Source organism: Actinomadura sp. 7K507 (assembly GCF_004348425.1).
Taxonomy (GTDB): Bacteria; Actinomycetota; Actinomycetes; order Streptosporangiales; family Streptosporangiaceae; genus Spirillospora.
The window spans coordinates 40,065-50,249 of sequence record NZ_SMKK01000029.1; the positions used below are offsets into that span (position 1 = coordinate 40,065).

At 70.3% G+C, this 10,185-nt stretch carries 17 protein-coding genes; 5 read left to right on the plus strand and 12 right to left on the minus strand.

What is annotated here, in order from left to right; genetic code table 11:
- Positions 1–62: 62 nt before the first annotated feature.
- Positions 63–446, plus strand: coding sequence for a DUF6223 family protein (locus E1285_RS09510; RefSeq protein ID WP_207946498.1), 384 nt, complete (start codon positions 63–65; stop codon positions 444–446).
- Positions 447–495: 49 nt separating this feature from the next.
- On the opposite strand, the gene E1285_RS09515 is transcribed toward E1285_RS09510, so the two are convergent.
- A complete protein-coding gene (locus tag E1285_RS09515) occupies positions 496–933 on the minus strand; it encodes a MarR family transcriptional regulator (protein ID WP_207946499.1) in 438 nt (145 codons plus the stop codon).
- Positions 934–1,034: 101 nt separating this feature from the next.
- On the opposite strand from E1285_RS09515, the gene E1285_RS46500 reads away from it, so the two are divergent.
- Both E1285_RS46500 and E1285_RS46505 read left to right on the plus strand, forming a co-directional pair.
- Positions 1,035–1,382: a hypothetical protein gene (locus tag E1285_RS46500; RefSeq protein ID WP_207946500.1), complete on the plus strand. Its 348-nt coding sequence runs from the start codon at positions 1,035–1,037 to the stop codon at positions 1,380–1,382.
- Positions 1,379–1,708 (plus strand): class I SAM-dependent methyltransferase, encoded by a 330-nt coding sequence (locus E1285_RS46505; RefSeq protein WP_243722672.1) that lies wholly within the window; start codon positions 1,379–1,381, stop codon positions 1,706–1,708. The genes E1285_RS46500 and E1285_RS46505 overlap by 4 nt, the downstream gene beginning before the upstream one ends.
- A gap of 5 nt (positions 1,709–1,713) precedes the next feature.
- Here the strand turns inward: E1285_RS46505 and E1285_RS09525 are convergent, their stop codons facing one another.
- The 6 genes from E1285_RS09525 to E1285_RS09550 form a co-directional block, all read right to left on the minus strand.
- Complete coding sequence (locus E1285_RS09525; RefSeq protein WP_132150227.1) at positions 1,714–2,103, minus strand: VOC family protein; 390 nt, start codon at positions 2,101–2,103, stop codon at positions 1,714–1,716.
- A complete protein-coding gene (locus tag E1285_RS09530) occupies positions 2,100–2,867 on the minus strand; it encodes an ArsR family transcriptional regulator (protein WP_165966530.1) in 768 nt (255 codons plus the stop codon). The genes E1285_RS09525 and E1285_RS09530 overlap by 4 nt, the downstream gene beginning before the upstream one ends.
- 73 nt (positions 2,868–2,940) lie before the next feature.
- Positions 2,941–3,669, minus strand: coding sequence for a methyltransferase domain-containing protein (locus E1285_RS09535; RefSeq protein ID WP_132150229.1), 729 nt, complete (start codon positions 3,667–3,669; stop codon positions 2,941–2,943).
- Positions 3,669–4,019: a metalloregulator ArsR/SmtB family transcription factor gene (locus E1285_RS09540; protein WP_132150231.1), complete on the minus strand. Its 351-nt coding sequence runs from the start codon at positions 4,017–4,019 to the stop codon at positions 3,669–3,671. The genes E1285_RS09535 and E1285_RS09540 overlap by 1 nt, the downstream gene beginning before the upstream one ends.
- Before the next feature lie 60 nt (positions 4,020–4,079).
- Positions 4,080–4,493, minus strand: coding sequence for an arsenate reductase ArsC (locus E1285_RS09545; RefSeq protein WP_132150233.1), 414 nt, complete (start codon positions 4,491–4,493; stop codon positions 4,080–4,082).
- Positions 4,490–4,882: a metalloregulator ArsR/SmtB family transcription factor gene (locus E1285_RS09550; protein ID WP_132150235.1), complete on the minus strand. Its 393-nt coding sequence runs from the start codon at positions 4,880–4,882 to the stop codon at positions 4,490–4,492. Before E1285_RS09550 ends, E1285_RS09545 begins: the two co-directional genes overlap by 4 nt.
- A 123-nt stretch (positions 4,883–5,005) precedes the next feature.
- Here E1285_RS09550 and E1285_RS09555 point away from each other — a divergent pair, with 123 nt between their 5' ends.
- On the plus strand, positions 5,006–5,473 hold the full coding sequence (locus E1285_RS09555; RefSeq protein WP_132150237.1) for an ArsI/CadI family heavy metal resistance metalloenzyme: 468 nt from the start codon (positions 5,006–5,008) through the stop codon (positions 5,471–5,473).
- Positions 5,474–5,504: 31 nt separating this feature from the next.
- Here E1285_RS09555 and E1285_RS48115 read toward each other — a convergent pair whose 3' ends face one another.
- Positions 5,505–5,864, minus strand: a complete 360-nt coding sequence (locus E1285_RS48115) for a DUF397 domain-containing protein (protein ID WP_132150239.1) — start codon at positions 5,862–5,864, stop codon at positions 5,505–5,507.
- Entirely contained in the window at positions 5,861–6,688 is an 828-nt protein-coding gene (locus E1285_RS09565) for a helix-turn-helix transcriptional regulator (protein WP_132150241.1), read from the minus strand. Before E1285_RS09565 ends, E1285_RS48115 begins: the two co-directional genes overlap by 4 nt.
- A 573-nt stretch (positions 6,689–7,261) precedes the next feature.
- Here E1285_RS09565 and E1285_RS09570 point away from each other — a divergent pair.
- The gene (locus E1285_RS09570; RefSeq protein WP_132150243.1) at positions 7,262–7,672 is read left to right on the plus strand and encodes a hypothetical protein; all 411 of its coding nucleotides are present in this window, start codon (positions 7,262–7,264) and stop codon (positions 7,670–7,672) included.
- A 180-nt stretch (positions 7,673–7,852) separates the two neighbouring features.
- Here the strand turns inward: E1285_RS09570 and E1285_RS48120 are convergent, their stop codons facing one another.
- Genes E1285_RS48120 through E1285_RS09585 form a run of 3 tightly spaced genes read right to left on the minus strand, consistent with a single transcriptional unit; the run spans position 7,853 to position 10,079 of the window.
- Entirely contained in the window at positions 7,853–8,236 is a 384-nt protein-coding gene (locus E1285_RS48120; RefSeq protein WP_279510013.1) for an ABC transporter ATP-binding protein, read from the minus strand.
- Positions 8,149–9,210: a tellurite resistance/C4-dicarboxylate transporter family protein gene (locus tag E1285_RS09580; protein WP_207946502.1), complete on the minus strand. Its 1,062-nt coding sequence runs from the start codon at positions 9,208–9,210 to the stop codon at positions 8,149–8,151. Before E1285_RS09580 ends, E1285_RS48120 begins: the two co-directional genes overlap by 88 nt.
- A gap of 20 nt (positions 9,211–9,230) precedes the next feature.
- Complete coding sequence (locus tag E1285_RS09585) at positions 9,231–10,079, minus strand: universal stress protein (protein ID WP_132150245.1); 849 nt, start codon at positions 10,077–10,079, stop codon at positions 9,231–9,233.
- Positions 10,080–10,185: the final 106 nt, after the last annotated feature.

Below are 10,185 nucleotides of genomic sequence, written 5' to 3' on the forward strand. Positions count from 1 at the left end.
CGGCGGCGGGCCCGGCGGACATGATCGGGCCACGTTCATCCGCAAGAGGGGAAGGGCACCTCATGGCAGTCCCATTCGTGTACACCGTGGCCGAAGCCGTTCTGACCGGGCCGGCCGCCGGTGGCATCGGCACCGGCGAGGGGCGGACGGGCTCCATCGTCGCCGGGGTGGCGGCGCTGATCGGCGTGGCCATCGGCGGTCTCGCTCTGGCGCGCGCCACCCGCCGTACCGGCGATGTTCGGACCGGAGCGATCGCGGCCGGGGTCGCGTCGTTGACCGGGCTGGTCATCGGCGGGCTGCACCTGGCCAACTCCGCCGGTGGTTACGGCACCAGCAACGGGCGAGCCGGGGCGATCGTGGCCATCGCGTTGAGCCTGGTCGGCATGGCCCTCGCCGGGCTGGCACTGGCCCGCTCCCGCCGCACGTCCGACCGGCGAACCGTCTGACCGGCGAACCGTCGTGCGCTCCGACATCACCGAGGCGAGAACGCCGGGCTCAGCAGGTCTCTTGGGCGACGCGTTCCAGGAGGTGGTCGACGGTCGCGACGAAACCGGCCAGCTGGGTCTCGGAGAGGCCGTCGAACAGGCGGACCGCGCCCTCGTCGTACTCGACGCTGAGGCTCCCGACGGTGTCGCGCCCCCGGTCGGTGAGGTCCACGAGCGTGGCCCGCCGGTCGGCGGGGTGCGGTGCGCGGGCGACGAATCCGTCGGTTTCCAGCGCGTCCACCAGCCCGGTGACGTTGCGGGGGGTGACGCCGATCGCTGCGGCGAGTGCCCGCTGGGTCATCGGCCCGCCGTGGTGCAGGTTCCACAGGACCGACGCCCGCGCCCTCGAAAGCCCGCGCGCGGCCAGCCCGGCCTCCATGAACTGGTGTGTCACCACCGCCAGCGCGAACAGCTTCTCCAGCGCGTGCTCCGCCCCGGCCTCGTCCACAGAATCGGAACCAGCATCATTGTGTATGGACTTCACTATGTTGTAACCTCCCGATATGAGCATAGTCCCCGTATCCGGCAGGTAGAAGGAGACGGCACCCCATGGAGCACACCACGGCCCCGAGCGTCCGGCGGGGCCATCCGCTGTTCGCCCGCTTCTATGCCCGCGTCAGCCCGGCCATGGACAAGGGCGGCGTCACCGAGCACCGCCGGGCGCTGCTGGCCTCGGCCACCGGACGGGTTCTGGAAGTCGGCGCCGGCGCGGGCGCCAACTTCGCCCACTACCCGCCGCAGGTGACCGAAGTGGTGGCCGTGGAGCCCGAGCCCCTCCTGCGGGCCCTGGCCGAGCGGGCGGCGGCGGACGCCGGGGTCCCGGTCGTTGTCAGGGACGGGGTCGCCGAGCATCTGGCCGCCCGGACGCCGACTTCGATGCCGTGGTGGCCTGCATGATGCTGTGCTCGGTACGGGACCGGAAAGCCGCGCTGGCGGAGATGCTCCGCGTCCTGCGGCCCGGCGGGCGCCTGCATGTGTTCGAGCACGTCCGCGCCGAGGGCGCCGGGCTGCGCGGTGCGCAGCGCGTGCTGGACGCCACCGTGTGGCCGGTGCTCAACGGCGGCTGCCACCTGGGCACCGACATCGTCGACGCGATCGGCCGCGCCGGGTTCACCGACCTGCGCCTGGAGCGCGTGGACTGGCCCGAGAGCCGGGTTCCGCTGCCGTTCGTCCCGCACGTCCTGGGCACCGCGACTCGGCCCACCCCCGCCGACCTCCCGTGACGGGGTCAGGAAGTCCTCTCCGGCGCGGGTTCGAACAGTTCGACGAGGTTCCCGGCGGGGTCGGTGATCAGGATCTGCCGTCCGCCGGGGCCGGAGACCAGGTCGCTGTGGAAGGTGAGCCCGGCGGTGCGCAGCCGGTCGATCTCGGCGTCGAGGTCGTCCACGATCAGGTGGATGCGGTTGCGGCCGGGGGTGGCGGGGTCGGGCGTGGCGCGGGCGCCTGAGCTGGGCGGTCCGGAGAGGAGCAGCCGCAGCGGCCCGCGTACGACGTCGGCGAAGGCGGGCGCGGCGCTCATGCGCACCGTGAACCCGAGATGGGTGGTGTAGAAGTCGATGGCCGCCTGGACGTCGTCGACGAGGTAGCGGACTCCGGCTAGCTGATCGGGTGTCGTCATTGCTTGGCCTCCCGTGATGGTTGGACGAGTTGCGGCAGCAGGTGGCGGATGCGGGTGTCGATCTCCGCCGCCGTCCGCACGAAGGTGGATTCGCCGCCTCCGGACACGGCCGGGTCCGGCATGCTCCAGTGAACGCGGCGGGGGCCGCCGGGCAGATCGGGGCAGACCTCGCGCACCTTGTCGCACAGGGTGATCACGTAGTCGAACCGCCGGCCGGCCACGGTGTCCAGGTGCCGCGGACGCCGGTCGGTGACGTCGATGCCGTGACCCTCGCGAAGCACCCGCACGGCCGCCGGATGCAACTGCTGTTTGGGATGGCTGCCCGCGCTGGTCACCTCTACGTGCCCGCCGGTGCGGCGGCCCAGGAGGGCTTCGGCGATCGGTGAGCGGGCGCTGTTGCCCGTGCAGGTGAACAGCACGGCGGGACGCGAGCCGGACGCGATGTGCGGCGCAGGCGGGGCCGGGTCGAGGCCGAGTGCCGGATGCAGGGCGGCACCGGCCGCGGTCAGCGCGTCCGCGCAGCGCTCAAGGTCGAGGTGGTAGTAGCTGTCGCGGGCGTCGAAGCTGCTGCGCCGCGCCGTGACCAGCCCGCCGCCGCGCAGCAGCCGCAGATGGTAGGAGACCAGGTTCTGCGGCTGGCCGACGAGGTCCACCAGCTCGCGGACCCGGTAGTCGCTGGTGGCCAGCTCGCTCAGCAGCCGCCACCGCAACGGATGCGCGGCCAGTCGCACGAAGGCCGGTGCGCCTTCCTCCGAAGACTCCACAACCTACAGAATACATCAATCGGGTTTGATGCAAATGCCGTCAGCAGGAGCATCTGGTGAGGCGCGCCTCGACTCAGGCGGGTTTGGCGGCCTGCACGACCGCCGAGTGGAGGCCGGGCGCGCCCTGGTCGTACGGGGTGATGGTGGCGTCGGTGAAGCCGGCGGCGAGCAGGTGGTGGCGGTACTCCTCGGCGGTGAGGGTGCTCGCGGAACAGCCGAGGCTCCGCTCCGCCTCGGCGCGCTCGCCGGGGTCGAGGCCGGGGTCGGCGATGATGTCGCTGACCCCGAAGCGTCCGCCCGGACGCAGGACGCGGAAGGCCTCGGCGAGCACGCGGGCCTTGTCGGTGGCGAGGTTGATCACGCAGTTGGAGATGACCACGTCCACGCTCGCGGCGGGAAGCGGGATGTCCTCGATGTGGCCGCGCAGGAAACGGGCATTGCCGAGGCCGGCCTCGGCGGCGTTGGTGCGGGCCAGGGTGAGCATGGCCTCGCTGGCGTCCAATCCGTAGGCGGTCCCGTTCGGGCCGACGCGGCGAGCCGACAGCAGCACGTCCAGGCCGCCGCCCGAACCCAGATCCAGCACGGTCTCGCCAGGGTGGAGGTCGGCGACGGCCAGGGGGTTGCCGCAGCCCATGCTCGCGCGCAGCGCGGCCTCGGGGACGTCGTCCTCTCCGGGGTAGGCGGCGCCGCCGGAACAGGAGTCGCCGCAACTGGCGCCGTCTTCCGGGGTGCCGCCGGCCAGCGCGAACCGCGCCAGGCCGGAGTACCGCTCGACAATGGCCTCGGTGTCGTTGTCATCCATCAGGTACCTCCTTCGGGCGGGCAGGACGGCGTGACCGGTGCGGGGCGTCCCATGACGATGTCGGCGGCGGTCGGGAAGCACTCCACGCAGGCGTCGTTGATCCGGTAGTAGCGGGCGGTGCCGTGCTGGTCGGCCAGCACGAACCGCACCTCGGACAGCACCTTGAGGTGCGCCGACACGGTCGACTGCACCACCTGGACGGCCTCGACGATCTCGCCGACGTTCATCGGCCGCCCCTGCCGCGCCAGCAGCGACACGATCTGGATCCGCGTCGGGTCGGCCAGCGCCTTGAACCACGACGCGTACTCGGTGGCTGTGGACCGGTCGAGCGGCCCCTTCTCTTCACTCATCGTTAATCGACGATAAACGATGGAAGCGCCACGCGAAAGGGGCCAGCGCCGGACGGCCGTTCAGGAGCCGCCGGGCAGGAGTTCGGCGAGCAGGGTGCGGACGCGGGCGTCGATCTCGTCGCGAATGGGACGGATCTGCTCGATGGCCTGGCCGGCGGGGTCGGGGAGCTGCCAGTCGAGATAGCGCTTGCCGGGGAAGACGGGGCAGGCGTCGCCGCAGCCCATGGTGATGACCACGTCGGCGGCCTGGACGGCCTCCCCGGTGAGCGGCTTGGGGAACTCCTTCGACAGGTCCAGTCCGAGTTCGGCCATCGCCTCGGCGACGACGGGGTTGATGGCGTCCGCGGGCGCGGATCCAGCCGAGCGCACACGGACCCGTCCGGCGGCGTGGTGGTCCAGCAGCGCGGCGGCCATCTGGGAGCGTCCGGCGTTGTGGACGCACACGAACAGCACCTCGGGCACTACGCCGGTCATGATGCCGCCACGGCGGTCATGCGCGGCCCCAGGATCACCGACAGCCGCTCCAGCACTCCGGGGTTGAGCCAGTAGTACACCCAGGTCCCGCGCCGCTCGGAGTCGATGAGACCCGCCTGCTTGAGCACCTTCAGGTGGTGGCTGATCGTCGGCGCGGTCAGGTCGAAGGCGGCGGTCAGGTCGCAGACGCACACCTCGCCGCCGTCGTGGCTGGCGATCAGCGACAGCAGCCGCAGGCGCACCGGGTCGGCGATCGCCTTGAACAGCGGCGCCAGCTCGCCCGCCTCGGCCTCGCTCAGCGGCTCGCACACCAGCGGCGTGCAGCAGGCCGCCTCACCGCCACCCGCTCCCCCACCCGAGCTCACGATCGGCAATACCTGTTTAGACATGCCTCTAATTTGACATCCATCTATCCACGACGCAAACTCAACCTCGGCGGCTACTTAGACAGCCATCTAAGTAGTGTCCGGCCGGATCCGGTCGGTGCCGCCCACGACACGAGGAGGAATCGCATGTCCCGCGTCCAGCTCGCTCTGCGCGTGTCCGACCTGGAAGGCTCGGTCGCCTTCTACTCCAAGCTGTTCGGCGCCGAGCCAGCCAAGCGCCGTCCCGGGTACGCCAACTTCGCGATCGCCCAGCCGCCGCTCAAGCTCGTCCTGATCGAAGGCGAGGACGGCGAGCCGACCCGCATGGACCACCTCGGCGTCGAGGTCGAGGACTCCGGTCTCGTCCATGACGCGACCAAGCGCCTCGCCGACGCCGGGCTCGCCACCCTGGAGGAGAACGACACGTCCTGTTGCTACGCCCTCCAGGACAAGGTCTGGGTCCACGGCCCCGGCGGCGAACCCTGGGAGGTCTACACGGTCAAGGACGACGCGGACACCCTCGCCAAGGCCGATGACTCCGCGTGCTGCGCCACCGCCGAGCCGCCCACCGACGCCGAGCCGTCGAAGGCCGTCGCAGCGCCAAGCTGCTGCTGATCCGACGTCGCCTTACGAGTGTCGCCTTGCGTCAGACCAGGTCAAGGACCCCGCCCTTGACCTGGGACGCGAACGCCTGCCACGCGGACGGCCCGAACACCAGCTTCGGCCCGTCCGGGTCCTTGGAGTCCCGAACAGCCACCGCCGCCGCCAAGTCCGCCACCTCAACGCACTGGTCCCCAGTGCTCGTACTACGGCTGCTCTTCTTCCATTCAACTGCCGAGATCGGCACCATGGGCGCCACCTCAACGCATTGGCCTCCGGTATCAGTGCTGTGGCTACTCTTTCGCCACCCTGACGGAACCAACGCGATCTCAACGCACTCTGCGCCCGATGAATCGCTGCGACTGCTCTTGCGCCACTGCACAGCCCACGGATGCTGTGTGTTCACAGGCTCTCCAAGATCGTCCGGAGGAGGTTCAGGGAGTCCTCAGCACTCATCGCCGACGCCCTGATCAAATCGAAACGTACCCCATACTTCCGGACAACTGCAGGGGGATCAACGAGCTGTCCGCCTACATGCCCATCGACGAACACCGCGTCCGGCTCGTCACGAAATGCCAGGATCGTGAATGCACCGGGCAACCCTGCATAGGCTCCCTTGGCGGTCGGAACGATCTGGATCGTGATATTGGGCAACTCCGCCAGCTCGATGAGGTGCTGGATCTGCTCCTTCATCACCTCCGGGTTACCGATCGGACGACGGATGGCGCCTTCGTCGAAGATCGCGAACACGTGCGGCGGGTCCTCTTGATCAAGGATTTTCCGTCGTTCCGTCCGAGCTGTGACTAGCTGGTCCACCACGTCGGGGGTCTTCCCGAGCTTGAGCACCTCGCGTGCGTACTCAGGCGTCTGGAACAGACCGGTGATGACCATGGTCTCGAAGACGTGGATCACTTCGGCTTCTCGTTCCCGCGAGATGAAGTCGGGGAAGCCCGGGGGCAGTACGGCGAGGCGTCCGAAGTCCTGGATCCACTGCCAGAGGCGGTGGAACGTCCCGTCGGTCTTGAAGAAGACGTCGCAGTCCTTGGCGAAGTCCTCGGACGGGGGGCTGCCGCCCGATTCGATCTGGCCGATGCGCTGGGGCGTGTAGCCGAGTTTCTCGGCGAGCTTCGGTCGCGACAAGTTGGACAATTCCCGCTTAGCGCGCAACTCCGCACCGAAGTATTCGACGGGCGAGGACGGGACGCCGATGTCGCGGGGACGACGAGGCATGGGGGGGACCTCCGGGCATTCGAAAATAAGATCGTTTCCTGACGGGGAGTCGCGGGTTTTCCTGCGTCTTCTTTCCCGCTCTTCCGGATAGTAGCCCGATTACAGCAGGCTTGAAAGCGGTAACGGAGAGAAATCGCGACGAAAGTTCGAACTCATCATGGACACGCCCGTCAACCACGCTGACCAGGCGTTGGCCCGGCTCCGTCAGGACTTCCCGGGTCACCGAATCTGGCGCGCTACGCGCTACGACGGAAAGCTCGGCGATTGGGTCGCCACTCTGCACGACCCAAAGGCCGGTGTGGAACCGACCCTTGTACGCAACAGCGCAGAGGAACTACGCAAGGCGCTTAACGTCGAACGCAATCGCGTGACCAATCGACCCACGGGCCAGCGCAGTAGGTGGGACCGATGGTAAAGCGATGGAACGAACCGTCATGTCGCTCTACGTCGACATCCACTTCCTCTGTAACGACCCATCTCGACAGGCTGTCGACGGAAGTCGTCCGGGAAGGCTGGCAAGCTCTCCCCCGCTATGACGGGCCGCACCCGCTTCTGCGGGTGTTCGATCCGGCTGTGCCCCATTTCGGAGAAAGCGTCAGCCTCGTCCGGGAATCGGCGTCTCGTACGTGGTGGTACCGGTCGAGTACGGGCGAGAACCTCGCTCCCTACGACCGGCCAGGGCTCGCGGCCGCGAGGATCACCCGCATCCTCATCCCGTTCGTCACGGCCGTGCTCGCCGCGCGGACGCACCAGAAGTCGGCGATCGACGTGACGTGCCCGGACATCCCGAGCGCGCCGGACCCGGCCCAGGCGGTCACCATCGCCAACCTTCAACAGCGCTTCGCGGGCGTCATCTGCTGGTGGGGCGCCTCGACCAAAGAGTGGTGGGCGCTGATCCCCGGCGGGACGCAGTGGAAGATCGTCAACGCGCCCGACCCTGACGACCTCGTCCAGGCCGTGCTCAGGGCTCGTCCGAACGGGTGACCCCCTACCGCCGCGCGGCCGGGAGCCGCCCCTCAGCTCCCCGCCGCGCGGCTCTCGCGCCTTGAGAGCGCACCCGGCAGCGCCAGGCCCGCGCCCGCCCGTGCCGGGTCGGCGTCGCCGGGCACGGCCGAGACCGCCCGGCCGACCGCGGGGGACCCAGCCCCACCAGCGGGGCGGCGGTCAACAGGATGGCGTACCGGTCCGACCAGCTGCGGCGGCCAGCGCGAGGCTGCGGGCGCCGTCGGCGAACCGCGGGTCGTGCGTCACCATCACCACGGTGCCGCCTTCCGCGGCGTACTCGGCGAGCAGCCCCGCGAGCCGCTCCCGGAACGCCGCGTCGAGCCCGCGCTCCGGCTCGTCCAGCAGCAGCACCAGGCTCGGCCGCAGTAGCGCCATGGCCAGTGACAGGCGCTGGCGCTGCCCGGTCGAGAGCGAGAACGCAGGCCGGTCGGCGCAGTCGGCGTGACGGCACGTGGTCAGGCGGGGCTTGGACGTCCCAGGGTGGTGGCCAGGTGGGCGAGCATGGCGAGGAACGTCGCCGTCCAGACGGCGAGGGCGATCCAGATCTCCGTCTCGCCGATCACGCGGACGATGGGCAGGTGGTCGGCCGTGCCGAGGTAGTGGCCCGCGAGGCCGTACATGCCGAGCGGGAACACCACGCTCCACAGCGTCGCGTCGTAGCGCAGCGGGACGCGGTGGGTGACGTGCCGCCACCAGCCCGCCGCGACCAGCGGCGGGATGAGCCAGGTGCCGAACGCCCACACCACCACGGAGACCCCGGCGATCAGGCCGCGTGTCGCGACGACCATGGGGGTGTCGGCCATCTCCACGATCCGGGCCCCGGCCAGGACGGTGATCGCGGTGGCGCCCATCGCCACCCAGTACGGCGGCGTGAGGTCGTCCGGGCGCAGCGGGTAGAGCAGGAGGCGGGCCGCGACGAAGACGCCGACACCGGCGTAGAGGAACATCCCCACCGACCAGGCCCCGACCGCGAGCACCGAAAGCTCGTGGCGGCCGAAGCCGACGGCCGGTTCGAGGACGGCCGCGAGCACGGCGACGGACTGGCTGGCGACCACCCAGATGAACCACGTGCCGTTCGCCCCCGCGACCACCGGGCGTTCCGCGCGGCCGAGGACCGCCGTCCACGGGACGACGTAACCGAGGACGATCCAGGCGAGACACCCGACGACCAGGAGCGCGAACGCCGTCCCCATCTGATCGGCGGCGACCAGGCGGGTGCCGAGGACGTTGGTCGCGGCGACGAACGTGAAGAACCCGAAGCCGCGCCGCGGGTCGGTGAACTCGGTCCTCAACTCGCCGCGGAACGCGATGATCCGCCAGAGCGTCAGGGCGACGAGGACGACGTAGCCCGCTGCGGCGAGCCACAGCAGGATGGCGGACAGGACGGTCAGGCCGTGGGTGCTCACCCCGATCGACAGGATGCCGGTGCCCATCACGAACGCGAAGTAGCCCGGGTTGAGCGTGGCCGCCGCCTGCTTCACCGCGGCGAGGTGGGCAGCGGCGGGGCTGGAGCTCACGCCGGTACCGTACGCCCCCGTCACCTGGGAGGGATCACCGCTACCGGGGAACGCGCGTGGTGGATGATTCCGTGGCTGGTGGAGCCGAGGCGGGGGGCGTTCCAGCGGCGGGCGTGCGCGCCCGCCACGAGCAGGCGGGCGGTGCGCGAGGCGTTCGACAGCGCGCTCACCGCATGCTTCAGGACGATCTCCTCGACGACCTCCACCTCCGGATGCCGGGACCGCGCGGGCGCGTACGCGGCGACGACCTGGTCCCGCAGATCCTCCCCGACCGCCTCCTCCTCGGCCGTGTAGCCGGCGTCGACGAGCGTCGGGGACAGCTGCCACGCGTGGATGACCCGCAGCCGCGCGCCGTAGAGCGCGGCGGCCTCGAAGGCGTAGTCGAGCACCGCGGCCGTCTCCAGCGGCAGGTCGATCCCGACGACGACGTCGCGGCGCGCACCCGCCTCCGACCGGACGATCACGAGCGGGATGGTGGCGCGCGCGGCCATCCGCAGGCTGGTGGACCCCAGCAGCAGGCTGGCGAACCCGCCCCGGCCGCGGCTGCCCATCACCAGCTGGAACGCCCCCTGCGACTGCTCGCGCAGGGCGTTCGCCGTGTCCTTGGCGAGCAGGGCGGTCGTCGTCTCAAGGTCCGGCCAGCGTGCGTGGACGCGTTCGCGGGTCGCCTCCAGCACCGCTTCTCCGGCGTGGGTCACGCGCTCGGCCTTCTCGCCCGGCGCGAGCCGCGGCGCCTTGTAGGGCCAGCTCTTGACGGCGTGGACGATGTGCAGAGGGCGGCGGCGCATGACGGCTTCGGCGGCCGCCCAGTCCACGGCACCGTCCGACTCACCGGACCCGTCGGTGCCGACGACGATCGGTTCGGGCATCGGGGTACTCCTCTTCGTGGGTCCTACTGCGAACCCTCCCCAGAGCGGGCAGATCTCATGCCGCCGAGGCGGTCCGGGCGAAATATAGGACCTCCGGCGATGGGCG